We start from the raw sequence: 19,301 nt of genomic DNA on the forward strand, positions 1-19,301 counted from the left end.
AAAAGCAGTTACGCTCCCCGCAGGAAGCTGGCCGCGAAGCAGACTGGGGGTTGAACCGTCTACTTCAGCCGAAGCGGCAGCCCGCTTGCCAGCAGATACGCTTCGGCGGAGGCGGCGGCAAAGCGTTGGTTCACACGGCCCAGAATGTCGCGGTAGCTGCGGGCCAGCGCATTGTCGGGCACGATGCCGCTGCCGACTTCGTTGGTGACGGCAATCAGCAGGCCGCCGCGCAGGGCTTGGGCGTGCAGTACGGCTTCGGCCCGCGCCAGAATCGCCGCCTCATCCAGTCCCGACAGCAACAGGTTGCTGACCCACAGGCTCAGGCAGTCCAGCAGAATGGCGGGCGTGGGGGCGACTTGCAGAGCGCTCAGCACGTCCAGCGGTTCCTCTATGGTGTGCCACTCGGCGGGGCGGTCTGTGCGGTGGCGGGCAATCCGGTCTTCCATTTCGGTGTCGAAGGCCTGCGCGGTGGCGAGGTACGTGACGCTGCTACCCGCCCGCTCCTGCACCAGCCGCTCTGCAAACCTGCTTTTGCCGCTGCGTACGCCGCCCGTCACAAAAATCAGGGTCATAGGGTGGATTCGCGCAGGAAGTTGGCCCAAGTGCGCCCCTCGTAGGCTGCCTGCGGTGCTGTGAGGACGCCGCGCCCAATAGCCTGCAAAAAGGGGTGAGGTGGCACGAAGGGCAGGGGCAGCAACAGCTTGCGCTGGTGGTGGGCGGCCAGCCACGTCCGCGTCAGGTCGTGCAGCGTCATCACCTCTGGCCCGGCCAAGACCGTTTCGCCGCGTGTGCCGCGCAGGGCGTGGTCGGCCAGCACAGCCGCCACATCTGCTACGGCCACTGGTTGCAGTTGCCCCGGCAGCAGCGGCACCAGCGGCACCAGCGGCCAGCGCGTCAATCCGGTGAGTATTTCGGCCACAAATTCCTGAAATTGGGTGGCCCGGAAAATCAGATGGGGGAGGCCGCTGCTCTGTACCAGTGCTTCACCACGCACCTTGCCCGCGTAATAGCCAAAGGCGGTGGCCTGAGCCGCGCCCACAATCGACACGTACAGCACGGCGGGCGGGGTCGCGGTATTCCGGCAAGCTTGCAGCAGATTGCGGGTGGCCGTCACGTCCTGCACGGGGTCGGCGGGGTCATGGGCGGCATGAATCACGGTGCTTACGCCGCGCAGAGCTTCGGTCAGCCCCTCACCCGTCACGAGGTCGCCCACGAGATAGGTCAGGCCCGCAGTGGGCGCGGCAGTGGGCGGACGGCGGGTCAGCACCCGCACCTCGGCCCCCTGCCGCAACAGTTCGGCCACGAGGGGGCGGCCCAGTTGCCCGGTGCCCCCCGTGACCAAGAAGGGAACTTGTACGGAAGTCATGCCCTCAGCCTAACCAGCAGGGGAACCCAGATGCGAGAGCCACCAGTCCCCGCCCATCGAAGATGGATGCACTGCGGCCCGGTGCAGCACCGCCCTGCCCCCCGGCGCGATTTCGGCGGCCCGCAGACCCACGGTCAGGCGCAGCAGGGCCAGCAGCGGGCCAGCGTGCGTAAAAGCTAGCACCGTTCCCGCGTGTGGCAGGTCGTCCAGCCACTCCTGAAGGCGGGCATGGAAGGCGCGGCCCGTTTCGCCGCCCGGTGGCCCGGAGTCGGAATCAGGATCAGAGAGGGCCTCAATCCAGTCTCGCGGGGCCGTCCCATACTGCGCCTCCAGTTCCGCCCAAGTGTGGCCTGCCATCACGCCAAAATGGGCTTCTTGCAGGGCTGGGGCCGCTTGCGCCTGCGGAAAGCCTGCCAGCGCCGCCGTTTCGCGTGCCCGCTGTGTCGGGGAGGTGTAAGCCAACGCCGGAGCCGCTCGTGTTGTTGCCAGTGTGCCCGACAGTTTCGTCGCCAGTGCCCGCCCCGCGTCCGACAGGGGCGCGTCTTCTCCCACTTTTGGATAGCGCCGCTGAACATTGGGCAGCGTGGGCGCGTGCCGGATCAGGTGCAGGGTGAGTGGGGGAGACTCCAAGCTCACCCCTTCCCCCATGCATATGCGCCCAGCGCCACCAGTTCGGCCACCACCACCACGAGGCCGTAGATATCGCCGCTGATGCCGCCGCCCAAGCGCCCCGCCGCGAACCGGGCCACCAGCAATGCCGCGATCAGGGCCGCCAGAAAGGCCACGCCTGCCCCCGGCAGCAGCAGCGCGGGCACGGCCAGCAGCAGCGCCAGCCCCCAGCGTCCCTCGCGCGAGCGTGCGCCCAAAGATTCCTGCCGCGCCGCCGGAAACAGGTTCATGGGGGCCAGCAGCACCAGCCGCGCCGCCACCGCCGCCACCACTGCCGCGTAAGCCGGAATATTGGCCGCCAGCAGGCTCCACAGCATCAGCAGGCTCAGGGCCCCGGTGGCCAGCCCGAACGCGCCCACATGCACGTCATGAATGATTTCTAGGCGGCGCTCCGGGCTTTTCATGGCGAACAGGGCGTCGGCGCTGTCCACGAGGCCGTCAAAGTGCAGCATTCCGGTCACGAGCAACCACGCGCCTACCGCCAACGCCGCCCGCACGCCGTTCGGCAAGGGTAGGGGCAGCCACAGCGTCAGGGCCACCACGCCGCCCACCGCGTACCCGGCCAGCGGATAGTAAGCACTGGCCCGCGCAAAATCGCCGTCTTGCACCTTCTGGATATGCGGCAACGGCAGCGTGGTCAGAAAGGTCAGGGCGAGGTGTGCGGCGGCCAGTTGTTGCCTAAACACGTTCTTCAACCGGGGGCCTTCTCCCCGGCAACACCAGACTCAGTAACACCAGACTCGGCCACACCAGCTCCGGCATGAACGTGAACCTGCGCGGCCACAGCGAGGGCCAGCGTCAGAGCGTGCTCTGCAGTGGGGCCGATCTCAACGGTCAGCGTGCCCAACGCGGCGTCTACCACCCGTACCTGTAGGGTAACGCCGGGAGTCAGGCCCGCCGCCACAAGCGCCCGCAACTGCTCGGCGTCGCCGTCTGGCACGCGGGCCACCATACCGCCGTCGCCCACCGCCAACTGAGACAGCCGCCGCTCTGCGCGTGCAGGCACCTCGCCCGCCAGCGTGGGAATCGGGTCGCCGTGCGGGTCGTGCGTGGGGTCGCCCAGCCACGCGGCGATGCGGGCCTCCAGCCGCTCGCTCAGGGCGTGTTCCAGCCGCTCGGCTTCCTCGTGTACCTCGTCCAGCGGCACGCCTAACGCCCGGTGCAGAAACAGTTCCAGCAGGCGGTGATGCCGCAAGACTTCCAGCGCCACCCGCTCGCCCTCGGCGGTCAGGCGTGCGCCCTGATACGGCGCGTGAGACACGAGGCCCTGCTCGCTGAGCTTGCGGAGCATCCCGGTTACGCTGGCCGGAGCTACACCGAGCGCGTCGGCCAACGCCTGCGTACTGACTTTGCCGCCGCCTTTTTGCCCACTCAGGCCAAGGGCGTACAGCTGTTTGACGTAATCCTCGGCAGAGGGTGAAAGCGTGCGGGCGGTCATGGCCCTATGGTAACGGGGGAAGGGGGGTTCACCTTCCAAGTCAGATTGAGTCGCGTGTAAACCCCCCAGTCTGCTCCGCAGCCAGCCCCCCTTAGAGGGGAGCGAAAGTGCTTGTGTCCTCCCCTCAAGGGGGGGCGTTGCGGAGCAACGGGGGGTTCACCTTCCAACTCAACCCTGTGTGGAACTTTTCCCCCGCCTCCCGCCTCTAACCTATGAGGTGACCTTGAATGACTCTCCCGATCTCCAACATTTGCCTGATGAGGCGCTGGTGCAGGCCTTCCGGCAGTCGGGGCCGCGCCGCGAGGGGGCGTTCGAGGTGCTAGTCACGCGCCACGCGCCGCGTATTCACCGCCTCGCCGCCAGCATGGTTGGCCCCAGCGCGGCAGACGACGTGGTGCAGGACGTGTTTATCGCGGTTCACGGTGGCCTGAACACCTTCCGGGCAGAGGCGGCCTTTTCCACCTGGCTGCACCGAATCGCCCTGAATGCCTGCATGCGGGCGCTGAAAGCCCGCCAGAATGTGCCGCTGGAATCGGTGGCCGAGCCTGCCGCGCCGCACAATCTGGCGTTGTCTGGAGAAAATACCGACCTGCGCGAACGCCTTGCCCGCGCCATGCACACGCTGCCGCCCGATCAGCGCGAGGCGTTGGCTCTGCGCGAATTGTCGGGGCTGGACTACGCCGAAATAGCCGACATTACGGGCGCGGAACTGGGCACCGTGAAAAGCCGAATCAACCGGGCGCGGGCCGCGTTGCGCGCGCTGCTGACCAAAACAGGAGTGACCCCATGAGTCAGTTTGACCCAGCCAAATTTGAGCCAGAGAGGGATACCAGCGACGCCGAACTGGACGCGCTGTTTGCAAGGGCCAGAGAACCGAATGAAGCTGATGCAGGTGCGGCAGCGCGGTTTTTGGCAGGCCACCGGGCGAGGCTGGAGCAAACTCAGATGGCCCAAACTGAGATGGCACAGGCTCAAGCGGTTGCCGCGCCACCTCCCCGCCCGATCTGGCGCACACACAACATACCCGCGAAATGGATTGCCGCCGCCCTCGCCTCAGCCGCCGTCATTGCCGGAGTCAGTGTGTTGCGGCCCGCCCTGATGCCGTCCGATCTGCCCGCCAGTGCCGCGTATGCCGTCTATCAGGATGCTCTGGGGGAAGGATGGTAAAACTCCTGCCCGTGCTGGGCCTGCTTTTGCTGAGTTCTGCCCACGCTACCTATTCCACCTCTGCTGCCGAAGACCTCGCCGCCGCCCTCAAAAAAGCCCGCCAGTGGACGGCACGCGGGCAAGTGGAAGTCAGCGTGTTTTTTCCGCCCCGAACCACGCCCACGCGCACGGCCAACGCCCTGCCTGCCGTTCCCTTTCGGCCCGCGCTGCTGGCCCGCAATTTTACGGTCACGCGCAGCGATGCAGAAGCCATTGCAGGCCGCCCCAGCACCCGCTTTGACCTGACGCCCAAGCAGGGCGCGGCGGCCCGCTGGAGCCTGTGGATAGACCGGGAATGGAATGTGCCGCTGGCCTTCGAGGAACGCATGCCAGACGGCACGTTGGCCCGCCGCGCCGCTTTCCTGAAGGTGAATGGAGCGTTGGCCCGCGCACCCGCGCCACAACTCCCTTCCGGCAGCGGCCTCGGCGCGGTGCTGAAAGCCGCCTTACCGGGCCTGCGCCTGCCCGCTGGCTTTGTCCCTGTGGCCGCCAGAGCACGCGCCGCAGCTCAGGGTGGTATCGAAATCACGCTGTCGGACGGCGTGAACGTGCTGGCCCTGATCGTGGCCCCGCGCAACGTGCGCGGGGCGGTGGGTGTGGCCTCGGTGCGCGTGGCGGGAGCGGGCGGCGTGCGCTTCGTGTGGCTGGTAGGCAACCTGCCCGATGCGGCCCTGAAACTGGCATTGGCGAACGTGCGGCAAGTGAATGAAGCGGGGTTGGGAACTTTTGCGGCTCCGGTTGACTCCAACAGGTAAGAGCTTGGCTGTGGGCCGTGAGCGAAAGGCTCAAATGCTGTGCCCCGCCTCGCTTTTTCCCCTCACCACTGACAGAATCCCCCCGCCCTTTCCACGATCTACGATCCACCCCCTTCAGGAGCGCCCCCATGACCCTCCCCCCTTATTCCCGCCCCCTGACTGCTGAGGACGCCGCGCACCTGCTGAGGCGCACTTCGTTCGGGGCCACCGACGCCCAAATTCGCGCACTGGTGGGCCGTGATGCCCGCACCGTGGCCCGTGAACTCCTGAGTTTCGACGGCGCTGAGGCTCCCGGCAATCCCTTTGACCCGGCGCAGGCGGCCACCCCTGCTGCGGGCCTGCAACTGATCCGTGCCCGCTGGCTCTTCGAAATGCTGTACGGCCCCCACCCCCTACGCGAACGCCTGACGCTGCTGTGGAGCAACCATTTTGTGGTGGGCACCGACAAGGTGAAGAACGTGCCCGCGCTGACCGAATACCTGTCGCTGTTGCGGCGGCACGCGGCCACGCCCAGCTTTTCGGCCTTCGCGCTGGACGTGGCCCGCACGCCCGCCATGCTGCGGTACCTCGACAACGATCAGAACCGCAACGGCAAGCCCAACGAAAACTTTAGCCGAGAGTTGCTGGAACTGTTTACCACCGGGATCGGCTCCCCTACGCAGCAAAACTACACCGAGGAAGACGTGAAGGAAGGGGCGCGGGCGCTGAGTGGCTGGACATTTATCGGCGGGCGCGGCAACCAAAAGTATCTGGAAGCTCCGAAATTCGTGTTCAACCCCAAGCAGCACGACAACGGGCGCAAGACCTACTTGGGCAAAACGGGCAATCTGACGGGCGAAGACGTGCTGGCGCTGGCGGCGGGGCATCCGGCCACCGCCGTATTCGTGGCCCGCAAGTTGCACCGCGCCTTCGTGTCCGATGTGCCCACCGAGGCCGCCGTGAAGGGCAGCGCCGAAACGTTTGCCCGCACGGGCGGCAACATTCGCGCCGTACTGGAAGAACTGCTGTCCAGCGAAGTGTTTTATGCCAGCCGCGCCGCCGTGATTCGTGGCCCGGTGGAGTTTATCGCCGCCGCCCTCCGCAGTTTTGGCAGCCCCAAGATGGAAGCCAAGCAACTGCTGAATCTGGTGCAAACCGCCGGACGCATGGGCCAACTGCTGCTGCAACCCGACACCGTGAAGGGCTGGGATGGGGGCCGAGAATGGATCAATGACACCACCCTGCTGGGGCGCATGCAACTGGCCGCCGCCCTCAGCCTCGGCGCGAACGCCCCCAAGCTGGACACCCCGCCCACGCCGCTGGCCCTGCTGGGCACGGAGCGGGCAGCGACGGCGGCGGCTTTAAACGGCCTGAGTGCCAAGCAACGGACGTATCTAATGCTGATCAGTCCGGAATTTCAATTGGCTTAAAAGCTAACCCCTCCGTCCCTGCGGGCCACCTCCCCTCAAGGGGAGGACAAAAGCTCTTAGATCCTCCCCTCAAGGGGGGGCGTTGCGAAGCAACGGGGGGTTCACCTTCCACTGCCAAACTCACCACTCACAGAGGTTCCCCCATGTCCCTACACCGCCGCGACTTCCTTAAATATTCGGCCCTCGCCGTCGCCGCCACCAGCGGAATGCCCGGTTTTCTGGCGCGGGCAGCCACACAAGCCACCGGACAAAAAACACTCGTCGTTATTCAGCTTACGGGCGGCAACGACGGCCTGAATACCCTGATTCCCTACAGCAACGGCGCGTACTATGCGGCCCGGCCTACCATCGCCATTCCCAAAAAAGACGTGCTGACGCTTGGGCCAGATTTGGGAATGCATCCCAGCCTGAAACCGCTGATGGGCCTCTGGGACTCGGGCCAACTGGCGTGGATGGAAAATATCGGCTACCCGAATCCCAACCGCTCGCACTTTGCCAGCATGGCGATCTGGCACACCGCCGACCCCACGCAGGCGCAGGCCGAGGGCTGGATTGGCCGCATTGCCGAGCAGATCGGTGACCCCTTTTGTGCCAGCAACATCGGCTCCAGCACGCCGCAGGCCCTCCGCGCCGCCGAATTCAGTTTGCCCAGCATCGACGCGGTAGACAACTTTCAGGTCAAGCTGCCTGCTGGCCTAGAAGGCGCGTTCGGAGCCATGCTGGACGCGCCCCGTGACGGCGAGGCCGACTATCTGGTGCGGGCCACCCGCCAGATGATGAGCAACACCCAAAAAGTGCAGGCCAATGTGGGCAAATACAAGGCCGGGGCCAGCTACCCAGAAGGCAAATTTGCCACGCAACTGAAGGACGCGGCCCGATTGATCGCGTCTGGCACGGGCCAGCGCATCCTGTATGTCAGTCTGGGCGGCTTCGATACCCACGCGGGGCAGCGCGGCGAGCAGGATGAATTGCTGGCGACGTTGGCCTCTGGGCTTGCCGCCTTCCAGACCGATCTGGAGCGGCAGGGTGTGGCCGAAAGGGTAGTGGTCATGGGCTTTTCCGAATTCGGGCGGCGCGTGGCCGAAAACGACTCTGCCGGAACCGATCACGGGCAGGGCAGCGTGATGTTTGCGCTGGGCAAGGGCGTGAAGGGCGGCATCCACGGCGACAGTCCTGATCTGGAAGACCTCTCGCTGGGCGACATCAAATACAAGCAGGATTTCCGGGGCGTGTACGCGGGCGCACTGAGCGGCTGGCTGGGCCTGAATGCCCGCGACATTCTAGGCGGAGACTTTAAAGGGCCGCAGTGGTTGGCTTGATGGGGGTTGGCCTGAAACTCACCGAAAAGCACGTTCTGGGCGGCCTCATCGCTCTGCTGGTGCTGGCTGCCCCCGCTGCTCTCGCTCTGCCCAAATACCGCCTCCAAGCCATCAATCAGTTTCATCTGGATGACGGCAGCGGGTTGGCGGCTCTAGACCGCCGTGTGATGTCGTGCAGCTATTGCCACGTCAAGGAGTCCGGCGGCGCACCGTGGAACCCCTTTGGCGAGGCCATTCAAGCCACGTTCAAGGCCAATGCCGAAGCGGGCGGCAAGGCCAAATTCCCTGAAATCCTATTTACCTTGCTCGAATCAGGCGGAGATGCCGACGGCGACACTTACCCCGACGCGCTGGAAGTGTGGGCCAAAACGCTGCCGGGAGACGCGGCCAGCAAGCCGGATGGGGTGCTAGAGACCGTGCAGGCCGAGTTTGAGGCGGTGGGCGGGGCTGAGCAGTTTATGCCGAGAGGGAAGTAGGAATTGAGCCGCGTGTGAACCCCCCAGTCTGCTTCGCAGCCAGCCCCCCTTAAGGGGAGCGCAACGGCTTTTAATCCCCACCTCTAAGGGGGGGCATTGCGCTAGCAACGGGGGGGTTCACCTTCCAGCTCAACTCTGGGATTGCGTCAGCAACGGGGGGTTCGCCCGCAAGCTTCGCTGCCCCTCCTACCCGTCCTCATCCTCCGGTTCCTCCAGCGGATGCGCCAGCGGTTGAAAGCGGGCGTGATCCTCGGTGGGCGTCCGGTTTTCGCGCTCGGCGTCGGCGGGGCCAGTGTCTACGCCGCTGATCAACACCTCGCTGATAACAACCTCGCCCTGCTGGGAGTCGCCAGAGTGCTTGCCGCCGCTGGGTTGTGTCATACCCCGCAGTCTAGGCCCATTTTCCCGCCGTCAGGTGTGCGCCCGCTCAAGGCTTTCACTGGAATTGTCACCCTCCCTACGGTCAGACTTCCCTATTAGCGAGTAAACACTCACTTATGGCCCGCCCCCGCATTATCAGCGACGAACAGATCACGGCGGCGGCCCGTGAAGTGTTTCTAGAACATGGATTTTCGGCCACAACTGCCGAAATTGCGCGGCGTGCCGGGATTTCCGAAGGCACGCTCTTTAAGCGGTTTCCGAGTAAGGAGGATATTTTTGAGGAAGTGGTGGGGCTGCGCGAAGCTCCCCGGTGGCGAGAACACCTGAATGCACAAGTGGGCTGCGGCGACGTGCGGCGCAATCTGGAACGTGCGGCGCTGGAACTCCTCGAGGCCGCCGCCCGCTTTTTGCCCAACCTGATGCTGATGTTTTCTCGTGGACAGGCCAACCCGCTGCTAATGAAGCTGGAAAACCCACTGCGCGAGGACACGCAGGCGGTAGCGGCTTATTTGCGGGCAGAAGTGGCGCTGGGACGCATCCGGCCTGTAGACGCCGACGTGACGGCGCTGCTCTGGATGGGCGCGATGACCCAGTACCTGCACCTCGAACACATGATGCCTGACCCGACTCACCCTCCGATGGACAGTGGGCGGCTGGTGCGCGGCGTGATGGATGTGCTGTGGCCGGGGCTGGAACCGTGACCGTCTGGGCTGACCAAGCCAAGGGTGAGGTGGGAACCTTTTGACTGGCTTTCCCGTAAAGTCTGGGTGTAAGTGAGTCCGCACTCGTTAATTGCCGCGCCGCGCCCGTTCTTTCCTCTGCTCCGCTTCACTCCTTCCCCCTGAGGTTGCCTGCCCCTATGCGATTTTCTCCTACTGTTTTGTTGTCTGTCACGCTGCTGGTGGGGCTGCCCGCCGCGCAGGCCCAGACCGCCCCGCCCACTCCCACCGCCCCGGTTGAAGCGGCTCCGGCTGCTGCCCCCGCTCCTGTTCCTCCTGTGTCTGTTGCCCCTGCCGCTGTTTCCCCCACGCTGACCCTCGGGCAGACGCTGACGCTGGTGCGGGCGTCTCCAGGCTGGCGCAGCGCCGATTTGCAGTACCGCTCGGCGCAACTGAGCTTAGAGAGTGCCCGCGCCCGTGCTGGCCTGAATGTCACGGTGGGCACCGATGCCAGTTTGGCAAAGGTTCCCTTCGATTCTGGCGACTGGCTGGGCAATGCCACCCTGACCGCGCAGGTGTCGGCCAGCGTGCTGCCTTGGTCGGCTACCTTCGAGGGGGTGCGGATTGCCGAACGCGCCCTGAACCGCGCCGGGGCCGACTTGCGTGATACCCGCGTGTCGCTGGTGGTGGGGGCAGTGCGGGCCTACGGTGCGGCGAGAGAAGCCACCGCAGGCGCAGCGTTGGCCGAGGCTCAGGCCACCCTTGCCGCCCGCCAACTGGAGGTGGCCCGTGCCCAGCGCACCGCCAACCTGATTCCCGAACTGGCCCTGCAAGAGCGTGAGGCGGGCCTGCAAAGCGCCCAGAACGCGGCAGCGCAGGCCAGAACTGCCGTGAAGCTGGCGGCGCGGGGGCTGGCGAATCTGCTCGGCCAGAGCGTGACGCTGCCTGCCACCGCTGCCGCCTTCGACGCCGTGCCGTCCCTGCCCGCCGCGCCCGTCGACGTAGACGCATTGGTGGCCCGCGCTCTGCTGGCCCGCCCCGAAGTGATCCGCGCCGCTGCACAACTGGCCGATGCCGGGGCGCAGCAACGCGCCGCGCAACTCGATCTGTCTCTCCCCGATATTTCTGCGGGCGTGCAGTACGGGCAATTGAGCAGCGGGCAAGGTGGGGCCGGGCGCACGGTGGGCGGCAGCCTGAACGTCAAATCGGGCGTGGCGGCGGCGCAGGTCAGCTTTCCCTTACGCGATCCGGGCGAGGCCGCCAAAACCGGACTGGCCCTGAGCCTGAATGCCAGCCTGCCCGTGTTCGGCAGCGGCAAAGGCACGGCCCTCGCCAGCGCGAATGTGGGCCAGCAGGCCGCAGCATTGGCCCTCGATTCGGCCCGCCAGAGCGTAGATCTGGATGTGCGCCAAAAGGCCGCCGACCTGCTGACCGCGCTTGACCGGGTAGAGGAGGCGGCGTCGGCGTTGGCCCGCGCACAAGCCAACCTGACCACCACCCGCGCCCGCTTGGACGCCGGATTGGTCACGCCTCTGGACGTCGCGCAGGCCGAACTGAGCGCCGCACAGGCCCAGAACGCGCTGAACGCCGCTACAGCCAACGCTTACGTGTCCTCGCTGCTGCTTGCACAGGCCAGCACCGAACTCGATCCCACCTTGCTGAATGGGGGGTTCTAGGGAGCGCTGAAGAACAACTGCCGTGACCGATAAGCTTCTGAATTTCTCTCCCTCAGCACGTCAATTTTCCGCTCCCCACGCCTTTCTCACTCACCACTGACCACTCACCTTTTTCGGAGGCCACCCATGACCCGTACCCTGACCCGTTCTGTTGCCCTGCTGCTCACCCTCGGCCTCTCTTTGGCGGCCAGTGCTTCTGCCCAAGCCGTAAGCCTCTCTCTGGACAGTGCCGTGACCCGCGCCCTCGCCAGCGGCCCCGACGTGACCACCGCCCGCGCCAATCTGCAAAAGGCTCAGGCCAACCTGAAAGCGGTGCAGGCCGATCCCACCTCCATCATCACCACGTTGACGCAGGCCCAGCAGGACGCGGCGGCGCAGGCCGTGACGCTGGACGGCACCAAGCTGAACATCGCCCAGACGGTGCTGGGGCAGTATGTGGGCGCATTTGAAGCCGCCGGACGGGTGAGTCTGAATGCCGCTCAGGTGGCGCTGGATGAGCGCAACTTGGCGATTGCCCGCGCCCGTCTTCAGGCCCGCGTGGCGACCCAATTGGACGTGAACCGCGCCCAGACCAGCCTGAACCAGAACCGTCAGGAATTGGCCGACGCCCGCGCCCAGCAACCTGTATTGGAAGCGCAACTGGCCCGCACCATCGGCCTGCCCACCGGCACCGACCTGACTCTGGTGGCTCCGCCCGCGCCGCCCAAGCCCTCGCTGACGCTGGCGGGCCTGCAATCGGGGCTGGAGAAACGCCTGCCTTCGCTGGTGCAGGCCGCGCAGGGCGTCAGTTTCGCCACCCTTCAGGTCAATCTGGCCAACAACGATTACACCCCGGTTCGCACCCTGCAAGACGCCCGCACGTCGCTGGCCAACGCGCAGCGCAGCCTCGACGACGCCGCCCGCGCCGCCAATACGCAGGTGCGCGACGCCTACCGCAGCTTTCAGGACGCGCAGGAACGGGTCGATCTGGCCCGCCAGAGCAGCGCCAACGCCCAAACCAGCCTGACGCAGGCGCAGGCCCGCCTGAAAGCCGGAACCGCCGCCGCCGTCGAAGTGCAGCAGGCGCAGGTGCAGGCGCAGCAATCGGCCTTCGCGGTCATTCAGGCCCAGAACAACCTGTGGCGGGCACTCGCGGCGCTGTCCAGCGCGTCGGGCACCGATGTCACCGGACTGGTGAGGTGAGGGGAATGGTAGAGAAACGTCTCCCTCTTGCCCTGACCGTGCTGACCCTGACGCTGCTGGTGGCCTGCACGCCGCCCGGCGGCAACACGGCAGCGGCGGAAGGGGAAGCCAAACCCGCCGCTGCTGCTACTGGCACTGGCACCAGCAACGATCTGGACGCCGCGCCCGCCAAAACCACTACCCTCGGCGTGCGTGTGGTGCCCGCCAAGAGTGGAACCCTGAGTGTGGAGCGCACGTCCAGCGCCACCATTCAGGCCGACCGCGACAGCAACGTGGCGGCCCAGAGTGGCGGCAACGTGGTGCGCGTGCTGGTCACGGAAGGCGAGCAGGTGCGCGCTGGACAGGTGGTGGTGCAACTTGATGATTCTCAGCAGCGGCAGGCCTTAGAGAATGCCCGGCTTCAGGTGCAGCAGGCCCAGATCAATCTGAACCAGACCCGCACCACCACCGGACAGGCCACCACCTCGCTGAATGCGGCGGTGCAGGCGGCTCAGGCCACGTTGTCTCAGGCGCAGCAAAATGCCCAGAGCAGCGAAAGCCTGTACGCGCTCGGCGGCATCAGCCTGGCCGACTTGCAGAGTGCGCGGGCGCAGTTGGCTACGGCCCAGAGCCAGTTGGCGCAGGCCCGCAATTCCCTCTCCCAGAACGGTCAGAACGCTCAGGGCAGCGTGCCGCTTCAGCAGGCGCAACTGAGCAGCGCACAGGCCGGAGTGCGTCAGGCCGATGAAAACCTGTCCCGCACGGCGGTTCGCGCTCCCTTCGCGGGCACGGTGGCCAGTCTGAATGTGCAGGTCGGAGAGTTCGCGGGGCAGGGCAGCACCGTGTTCAGGTTGGTCGACCCCGGTTCGATCAAGGTGCAGTTCAATGCCACCACCGCCGACGCCGCCGCCCTGACCGCCGGAACCCAACTGAACCTCGGCTACGGGGGCGTGAATTACGTCGCCACCGTGCAGGACAGCCCCCGAATCGCCGGAGCAGACCGCCTCGTGCCCATCACGGCGCGGGTGCAGGGCGGCGCGGCGTTGCCGGTGGGAGCCAGCGCACAGGCCCGCTACCGCGCCACCCTGGGGCAGGGCGTCCTGATTCCCAGCGGGGCCGTACAGGTTGATGGCGGAGAAAACGCCGTGTACCTCGCGGAAGGCAAGTCGGCCCGCCGTCAGACGGTCACGGTGGTGGCCGAATCGGGTGGGCAAGTGGCAGTGCGAGGGCTGGACGCGGGCGCACAGGTCATTTCTCCGGTGCCCCCCAGCTTGCAAGACGGCGCGAGTATCCGGGTAGAAACGGCGGCCACGCCCACCACGACGGCGGGGAGTAGCACAGGAGAGGCCCCATGAGTACCCACGATCCCGACGGCGCAGACCTTCAAGCTCGCGGCACGCTCCCCGACGGCACGCCCGAACCCGCCATCAATCCGATCATCCGCTTCAGCGTCCGCAATTACGTGTTCTCTATCGGCATTTTCGTGATGCTGGTGCTGTTCGGACTGGTGGCGACCCTGCGGCTGGGCGTGGAACTCCTGCCCAATTTCGAGGTGCCGATTCTGGCGGTCAGCACGGCCTATCCGGGGGCCAACCCCGACCAAGTAGACCGCGAAGTGAGCCGCCGCGTGGAAGACGCCGTGAGTACCATCGCGGGCGTCATCGACATCAACACCACCAGTGTCAGCAACCAGTCGGCAGTGGTCATCACTTTTGCCGATAGCGTGGATATCGACAGCGCCGCCAACTCCGTGTCTCAGGCGGTGGCGGCCATTCGCGGCATCTTGCCCGACGGTTCCGAAGCCCCGGTGGTACAAAAATTTGACCCCAACGCCACGCCGATTCTGACGCTGGCCCTCTTGGGTGGCTCGGCCCGCCCCGCCGACGTGACCACCTTTGCCGAAGACACGTTGGTGCCGCGCCTAGAGCGTGTGGACGGCGTGGCCGACGTGGGCCTCTCGGGTGGCCCGCAGCGCCAGATTCAGGTGCTGCTTGACCCGGCCCGCTTGCAGAGCTACAACCTCACGCCCGCCCGGATCACGGGGGCCATCAGTGCCTCGGCCCTCGATTTGCCTGCCGGAACGGTGACGCAGGGCGGCAACACCACCCAGTTCTCTACCCGCAATACCCCCACCAGCGTCACCGACGTGAGCCGCATCATCGTCGATCCGTCTACCGGGCTGCGCGTGGCCGATGTCGCTACCATCCGCGACGGGGCCGCTGCCAGCACCAGCTTTGCCCGCGTGAACGGGCAACCCGCCGTGCTGCTCGACGTTCGTAAGGCCAGCGGCACCAACTCCGTGGCCGTGACCGACAACGTGCGGGCCGCCATGCAGGCCCAGCCGCTCCCCGCTGGCTACAGCCTCAGCCTCGCCAACGACACCACTCTAGAAACTCGCGGCAGCATCAAGGACACCTTCAAGGAATTCCTGATCGCCGTAGCGGCGGTGGGCGTCATCTGCATGCTGTTCTTGGGCCGCCTCAATGCCGCGTTTGCGGTCATTCTGGCGATTCCTATTTCCATCAGTGCCGCGCCGCTGCTGTTCAGTTTGCTGGGCTTCACCTTCAACATCATTTCGCTGCTGGCCATCATCGTGGCTATCGGCATCGTCGTAGACGACTCTATCGTGGTGGCCGAGAACGTGCAGCGCTACCGCGACATGGGCTATGACCGTGTGAAATCGGTGCTGCTGGGCGGCTCGGAAGTGTTCAGCGCCGTGACTGCCGCCAGCTTTTCACTCTTGGCCGTCCTGATTCCGCTCAGCTTCATTCCCGGCATCATCGGCCAGTTTTTTAGCCAATTTGCGCTGGGGATCGCCGCCGCCATCGTCCTCAGTTGGCTGGAAAGCCTGTTGTTCCTGACCGTGCGAATGGCCTACACCGAGGAAGCCGAACCGGTCACGTGGCGCGACTTGCCGCGTGTGCTGGCCCGCTTCCCCGAACTGCTGCGCAGCGCCCTGACGGGCGTTCGCCGTGCGGGCGGCCTCGTGGGACTGCTGCTGGCAGGCGCGGCGGCGGGCGCGGGTCTGGCGCAAGTGCTGCCGCTTCCGGTGGCGCTGGGCCTGTCGGTGCTGCTGGCTCCGGTGGTGCTGGCCGTCGTCCGCTACGTCCTGATCGTGCTGTACGCCGTGCTGGAAGCCCTGACGGGTACGCTGCACGGCATCACCAACCGCGCCGTGACCGGGGTGGCCCGCGCCTATGCCCGCAGCGTGGAGCGCGTCCTAGACCGCTCGTGGATCGTGATGCTGGTCGCCGCCCTGTTCATGTTCAGCGTGCCGCTCGCCCTGCGGAATGTGGGCTTTGCCTTCACGCCCGCCAGCGACAGCGGCATTCTGACGGTAAATCTGGAATTGCCGGTGGGCACTGACCTGACCACCACCAACACCCTGACCCGCCGCATCGAAGAGAACCTGCTGGCCCGCCCCGAAGTGCGCCTCGTGCAGACCAGCGTGGGCAGTGGCGGGGCGCTGGGCGGCAGCAGCGCCAATTCTTCCAGCCTCACCGTGACCCTCATTCCCAAGGCCGAGCGCGAGAACATCGAAACCCTCAGCGCCCGCTACCTCGAAGATTTGCAGCCGATTGCCCGCGCCATTCCCGGTTCCGAACTGCGGGCGGCCTCCGAACAGGGTGGCCCCGGCGGAAGCTCCGATATTCCGCTGGCCCTGACGGCCCCCACGCAGGCCCTGCTGATCGAGCGCAACCGCGAAGTCGTGCGCCTGCTCTCGCAAGACCCCAACATCGCCACCCTGAAAAGCACCCTGAGCGCCACCCGGCAGGAGCGAACCTTCGTGCCCGACCCGGCGCGGTTGGCGGGCAGTGGCCTGAGTGCCAGCGACGTGGCACAGGCCCTGCGTACCTACAACGACGGCTCTACCGCCGGAAGCCTGCGCGACGGAGACCGCTCTATCGACATCGTGGTGCGCCTTGACCCGGCCCTTGTGCAGGACGAACAGAGCCTGCTGTCTCAGACGGTGTACTCGCAGGCGCTCAATGCCAACTTGCCGCTGTCTCAACTGGGCGCGTTCCAGTTGTCGCAGGCTCCGGCGACCCTCAGCCGCCTAAATAAAGCTTACACCGCCACCATCGACATCGACCTGATCGAGAACGGCCCCAACGCCTTCGGCTACCAGCAGACCATCATCGACAACGTGACGAAAGCGGGCCTGCTCACGGGCGGCGTGACGCTGGGCAACGCCAGTGCCTTCGGCAGCGCGGGCCTGACCGGAGACCTCGTGTTCTACGGCCCCATCGTGCTGATCATGGCAATCTTGCTCACCTACCTCGTGCTGGGCAGCCAGTTCAACTCGTTCCGCTACCCCATCTACCTGCTGCTGCCCGTGCCGATTGCCATCGTGGGCGCACTCTGGACGCTCAGCCTGTTCGGGGTCAATCTGGACGTGATCACGGTGCTGGGCATGGTGATCCTGCTGGGCCTGTCGACCAAAAACTCCATCCTGTACCTCGAATTCGTGACCGAGCGCGTGCGTACCATGCCGCTCAGGGAAGCCCTCGTGGAAGCCGCCGAACTGCGTTTCCGCCCCATCCTGATGACCACGCTGACCGTGTTGGTCATCAGCATTCCCCTGATTCTGGGCACGGGCGACGGCGCAGAATTCCGCAAGGGCCTCGGCATCGTGATTCTGGGCGGCGTGATCACCTCCACCCTGCTCACCTTTTTCGTCGTGCCCACCGTCTTCTGGACATTCGAACGCAAGCGCATCAAGCCGCCGCAACCCAGAGTGCAGCAGCCCAAGCCTGATCTGGGCGGGGGCGCGCTGCCTGCGGGCGACTGAACAGTTCAATCTCTCTGGCCCCCTTTTCCTGCGCGGAGAGGGGGTTTTTGCTTTGGATTTTGCGCCTAAACCCCCCAGTCTGCTTTGCAGCCAGCCCCCCTTGAGGGGAGCGCAAGAGCTGTTGTTCCCACCTCTAAGGGGGGGCGTTGCGAGAGCAACGGGGGGGTTCACCTTCCAACCCTGCCATCTAAAAGGCCAACCTAAAGGCGCGGTCAGCGTTTTGCCCCGCGCCCCGGCCTAGAATGCCCCTCACACAGCCGCGCAGTGTCCCGGCCCTGCCGTCAGCGTGCGCGTAGGGGTTGGGTGCGCGGCGACCACATCAAGGAGACTGCCGTTATGGACTGGAAAAATCTTCCGAGCAGTGGGGGCGGAGTGCAAGATCGGCGGGGCGGCGGTGGCCTGCCGGGGGGCGGCATCGCGGTGGGCGGCGTGGGCGGCCTGATCATCGCATTGATCGCCATGTTCTTTGGCGTAGACCCCAGCGTCATTCTGGGCGGCGGCTCGCAAACTGCGCCCACCCAGCAATCTCAGACTCAAAGTTCTGCGCCTGCCAACGATGAAAGCTTCCAGTTCGTAGACCGGATTCTGGGCAGCACCAATCAGGTCTGGACGGGGGTGTTCCAGCAGTCGGGCCGGGTGTACACCGAGCCCACGCTGGTGCTGTACAGCGGCGGCACCACCAGTGGATGCGGCAATGCCGACAGCAGCGTGGGGCCGTTTTATTGCCCGCTGGACAATAAGATTTACTTGGACACCAGCTTTTTTGCCACCATGCAGAAGCGGCTCGGTGGCGGCGGCGAATTCGCCTATTCCTACGTGATCGCGCATGAGGTCGGCCACCACGTTCAGAACGAACTCGGTATTGCCGATCAGGTGGAACGCGCCCAGCGTCAGGCCCGCAGCGAGGCCGAAAGCAACCGCTACAGCGTGGCCCTCGAATTGCAGGCCGACTGCTTTGCGGGCGTGTGGGCCAACAAAGTGCGCGGCAGCGAGGCCGCCAACCTGACCGACGCCGACATCACGCAGGCGCTGAATACTGCCGCTGCCATCGGTGACGATGCGCTCCAGCGCCAAGGCCAAGGCTACGTGGTGCCCGACAGCTTCACGCACGGCAGCAGCCAGCAACGCGTGACGTGGTTCAAGCGCGGCTTCTCCAGCGGCGACGCGGCCCAGTGCGACACCTTCAAGGCCAGTTGAGCCTTTTCTTATCTGACTACGCGGCACTCAATCCCGCTTGGCCTTAATCTGTGTTGGGCAAGACTTCACCCGCCGCAGCGGCCAGCACACCTACACTGCAACCCACGGAGGATTTACACATGACCAAAACTGAAGGAATGGATCAAGGCCGCATGATCAGCGGCGCGGCGGGCGGGGCATTGTTGCTGATGGGTCTCAGGAAACGCGGCGTTCTCGGCCTCGGCATGGCTGCAGTGGGCGGCTACCTCGCCTACCGCGCCGCCACCGGCAACGACCCGGTGATGGCAGCGGCGGGCCTGAGCGGGAACGCCAGCGCCGCCAAGCCCATTTTCGTGGAGCACAGCGTGGTCATAGACCGCCCCGCCCAGCAGGTCTACGATTACTGGCGCAAGCTGGACAACCTGCCCCACATCATGAGTCACCTGGAAACCGTGACCGTGCTGGACGACAAGCGCAGCCGCTGGGTCGCCAAGGCTCCGTTGGGCACGCACGTGGAATGGGAAGCTGAAATTGTGAACGATAAACCCGGCGAGCGCATCGGCTGGCACAGCCTCCCCGGAGCCACTGTGGACAACGCGGGCAGCGTGCAGTTTGAAAGCATGCCCACCGGCGGCACACGCATTCACGTGGCCCTCAGCTACCGCCCGCCCGCTGGCCCGCTCGGTGCAGCCGTCGCCAAGCTGTTTGGCGAGGAACCCAGCCAGCAGATTGCCGAAGACTTGCAGAAGTTCAAGGCCGCGTTTGAAGGCAGCAACCCTAAAAACTAAGGTTCGAAATTGAAGCAGGGCAAGCACCGA

The 19,301-nt window shown here is 65.6% G+C and carries 19 protein-coding genes; 13 read left to right on the top strand and 6 right to left on the bottom strand.

Translation table 11 applies throughout. From position 1 onward, the window contains the following. Nucleotides 1-59: 59 nt before the first annotated feature. The 5 genes from cobU to SU48_RS00950 are packed head-to-tail and all read right to left on the bottom strand — an operon-like array spanning nt 60 to nt 3,473. Nucleotides 60-572: a bifunctional adenosylcobinamide kinase/adenosylcobinamide-phosphate guanylyltransferase gene (cobU, locus tag SU48_RS00930; protein WP_064013605.1), complete on the bottom strand. Its 513-nt coding sequence runs from the start codon at nt 570-572 to the stop codon at nt 60-62. After that, entirely contained in the window at nt 569-1,366 is a 798-nt protein-coding gene (locus tag SU48_RS00935; protein WP_064013606.1) for an SDR family oxidoreductase, read from the bottom strand. Before SU48_RS00935 ends, cobU begins: the two co-directional genes overlap by 4 nt. Before the next feature lie 9 nt (nt 1,367-1,375). Beyond that, nucleotides 1,376-2,002, bottom strand: a complete 627-nt coding sequence (locus SU48_RS00940; RefSeq protein ID WP_331710195.1) for a histidine phosphatase family protein — start codon at nt 2,000-2,002, stop codon at nt 1,376-1,378. After that, nucleotides 1,999-2,730, bottom strand: a complete 732-nt coding sequence (locus SU48_RS00945) for an adenosylcobinamide-GDP ribazoletransferase (RefSeq protein ID WP_064013608.1) — start codon at nt 2,728-2,730, stop codon at nt 1,999-2,001. Before SU48_RS00945 ends, SU48_RS00940 begins: the two co-directional genes overlap by 4 nt. Then, a complete protein-coding gene (locus SU48_RS00950; RefSeq protein ID WP_064013609.1) occupies nt 2,727-3,473 on the bottom strand; it encodes a metal-dependent transcriptional regulator in 747 nt (248 codons plus the stop codon). The genes SU48_RS00945 and SU48_RS00950 overlap by 4 nt, the downstream gene beginning before the upstream one ends. A 217-nt stretch (nt 3,474-3,690) precedes the next feature. On the opposite strand from SU48_RS00950, the gene SU48_RS00955 reads away from it, so the two are divergent. The 6 genes from SU48_RS00955 (at nt 3,691) to SU48_RS00980 (ending at nt 8,638) form a co-directional block, all read left to right on the top strand. Then, nucleotides 3,691-4,263, top strand: a complete 573-nt coding sequence (locus SU48_RS00955; RefSeq protein WP_064013610.1) for an RNA polymerase sigma factor — start codon at nt 3,691-3,693, stop codon at nt 4,261-4,263. Beyond that, complete coding sequence (locus tag SU48_RS00960; protein ID WP_064013611.1) at nt 4,260-4,640, top strand: hypothetical protein; 381 nt, start codon at nt 4,260-4,262, stop codon at nt 4,638-4,640. The genes SU48_RS00955 and SU48_RS00960 overlap by 4 nt, the downstream gene beginning before the upstream one ends. Beyond that, a complete protein-coding gene (locus tag SU48_RS00965; protein ID WP_064013612.1) occupies nt 4,634-5,434 on the top strand; it encodes a hypothetical protein in 801 nt (266 codons plus the stop codon). Before SU48_RS00960 ends, SU48_RS00965 begins: the two co-directional genes overlap by 7 nt. Before the next feature lie 128 nt (nt 5,435-5,562). Further along, nucleotides 5,563-6,843, top strand: a complete 1,281-nt coding sequence (locus SU48_RS00970) for a DUF1800 domain-containing protein (RefSeq protein WP_064013613.1) — start codon at nt 5,563-5,565, stop codon at nt 6,841-6,843. A 143-nt stretch (nt 6,844-6,986) separates the two neighbouring features. After that, complete coding sequence (locus SU48_RS00975) at nt 6,987-8,162, top strand: DUF1501 domain-containing protein (protein ID WP_064013614.1); 1,176 nt, start codon at nt 6,987-6,989, stop codon at nt 8,160-8,162. Next, nucleotides 8,162-8,638, top strand: a complete 477-nt coding sequence (locus tag SU48_RS00980) for a hypothetical protein (protein ID WP_064013615.1) — start codon at nt 8,162-8,164, stop codon at nt 8,636-8,638. Before SU48_RS00975 ends, SU48_RS00980 begins: the two co-directional genes overlap by 1 nt. Nucleotides 8,639-8,824: 186 nt before the next feature. Here the strand turns inward: SU48_RS00980 and SU48_RS00985 are convergent, their stop codons facing one another. Beyond that, nucleotides 8,825-9,019, bottom strand: a complete 195-nt coding sequence (locus SU48_RS00985; protein WP_064013616.1) for a hypothetical protein — start codon at nt 9,017-9,019, stop codon at nt 8,825-8,827. Between the two features lie 116 nt (nt 9,020-9,135). Between SU48_RS00985 and SU48_RS00990 the strand changes: the two genes are divergently transcribed. The 7 genes from SU48_RS00990 (at nt 9,136) to SU48_RS01020 (ending at nt 19,271) form a co-directional block, all read left to right on the top strand. After that, entirely contained in the window at nt 9,136-9,720 is a 585-nt protein-coding gene (locus tag SU48_RS00990) for a TetR/AcrR family transcriptional regulator (protein WP_064013617.1), read from the top strand. Nucleotides 9,721-9,878: 158 nt separating this feature from the next. After that, nucleotides 9,879-11,354: a TolC family protein gene (locus SU48_RS00995; protein ID WP_064013618.1), complete on the top strand. Its 1,476-nt coding sequence runs from the start codon at nt 9,879-9,881 to the stop codon at nt 11,352-11,354. Nucleotides 11,355-11,480: 126 nt separating this feature from the next. Next, the gene (locus SU48_RS01000; protein ID WP_064013619.1) at nt 11,481-12,536 is read left to right on the top strand and encodes a TolC family protein; all 1,056 of its coding nucleotides are present in this window, start codon (nt 11,481-11,483) and stop codon (nt 12,534-12,536) included. A gap of 5 nt (nt 12,537-12,541) precedes the next feature. Then, nucleotides 12,542-13,870, top strand: coding sequence for an efflux RND transporter periplasmic adaptor subunit (locus SU48_RS01005; protein ID WP_064013620.1), 1,329 nt, complete (start codon nt 12,542-12,544; stop codon nt 13,868-13,870). After that, the gene (locus SU48_RS01010; RefSeq protein ID WP_064013621.1) at nt 13,867-17,307 is read left to right on the top strand and encodes an efflux RND transporter permease subunit; all 3,441 of its coding nucleotides are present in this window, start codon (nt 13,867-13,869) and stop codon (nt 17,305-17,307) included. Before SU48_RS01005 ends, SU48_RS01010 begins: the two co-directional genes overlap by 4 nt. 336 nt (nt 17,308-17,643) lie before the next feature. Then, a complete protein-coding gene (ypfJ, locus tag SU48_RS01015) occupies nt 17,644-18,504 on the top strand; it encodes a KPN_02809 family neutral zinc metallopeptidase (protein ID WP_064013622.1) in 861 nt (286 codons plus the stop codon). A 119-nt stretch (nt 18,505-18,623) separates the two neighbouring features. Next, nucleotides 18,624-19,271 carry an SRPBCC family protein gene (locus SU48_RS01020; RefSeq protein WP_064013623.1) on the top strand — a complete coding sequence of 216 codons (648 nt, stop codon included), beginning with the start codon at nt 18,624-18,626 and terminating at the stop codon, nt 19,269-19,271. Nucleotides 19,272-19,301: the final 30 nt, after the last annotated feature.

Origin of the sequence: Deinococcus puniceus, from assembly GCF_001644565.1 — a bacterium.
Classification (GTDB): Bacteria; Deinococcota; Deinococci; order Deinococcales; family Deinococcaceae; genus Deinococcus; species Deinococcus puniceus.

Bases quoted from the DNA above. Each gene is read 5' to 3' on its own strand.
- cobU (WP_064013605.1), bottom strand. From the start codon at position 572: ATGACCCTGATTTTTGTGACGGGCGGCGTACGCAGCGGCAAAAGCAGG.
- SU48_RS00935 (WP_064013606.1), bottom strand. From the start codon at position 1,366: ATGACTTCCGTACAAGTTCCCTTCTTGGTCACGGGGGGCACCGGGCAA.
- SU48_RS00950 (WP_064013609.1), bottom strand. From the start codon at position 3,473: ATGACCGCCCGCACGCTTTCACCCTCTGCCGAGGATTACGTCAAACAG.
- SU48_RS00960 (WP_064013611.1), top strand. From the start codon at position 4,260: ATGAGTCAGTTTGACCCAGCCAAATTTGAGCCAGAGAGGGATACCAGC.
- SU48_RS00965 (WP_064013612.1), top strand. From the start codon at position 4,634: ATGGTAAAACTCCTGCCCGTGCTGGGCCTGCTTTTGCTGAGTTCTGCC.
- SU48_RS00970 (WP_064013613.1), top strand. From the start codon at position 5,563: ATGACCCTCCCCCCTTATTCCCGCCCCCTGACTGCTGAGGACGCCGCG.
- SU48_RS00975 (WP_064013614.1), top strand. From the start codon at position 6,987: ATGTCCCTACACCGCCGCGACTTCCTTAAATATTCGGCCCTCGCCGTC.
- SU48_RS00980 (WP_064013615.1), top strand. From the start codon at position 8,162: ATGGGGGTTGGCCTGAAACTCACCGAAAAGCACGTTCTGGGCGGCCTC.
- SU48_RS00985 (WP_064013616.1), bottom strand. From the start codon at position 9,019: ATGACACAACCCAGCGGCGGCAAGCACTCTGGCGACTCCCAGCAGGGC.
- SU48_RS00990 (WP_064013617.1), top strand. From the start codon at position 9,136: ATGGCCCGCCCCCGCATTATCAGCGACGAACAGATCACGGCGGCGGCC.
- SU48_RS00995 (WP_064013618.1), top strand. From the start codon at position 9,879: ATGCGATTTTCTCCTACTGTTTTGTTGTCTGTCACGCTGCTGGTGGGG.
- SU48_RS01000 (WP_064013619.1), top strand. From the start codon at position 11,481: ATGACCCGTACCCTGACCCGTTCTGTTGCCCTGCTGCTCACCCTCGGC.
- SU48_RS01005 (WP_064013620.1), top strand. From the start codon at position 12,542: ATGGTAGAGAAACGTCTCCCTCTTGCCCTGACCGTGCTGACCCTGACG.
- SU48_RS01010 (WP_064013621.1), top strand. From the start codon at position 13,867: ATGAGTACCCACGATCCCGACGGCGCAGACCTTCAAGCTCGCGGCACG.
- ypfJ (WP_064013622.1), top strand. From the start codon at position 17,644: ATGGACTGGAAAAATCTTCCGAGCAGTGGGGGCGGAGTGCAAGATCGG.
- SU48_RS01020 (WP_064013623.1), top strand. From the start codon at position 18,624: ATGACCAAAACTGAAGGAATGGATCAAGGCCGCATGATCAGCGGCGCG.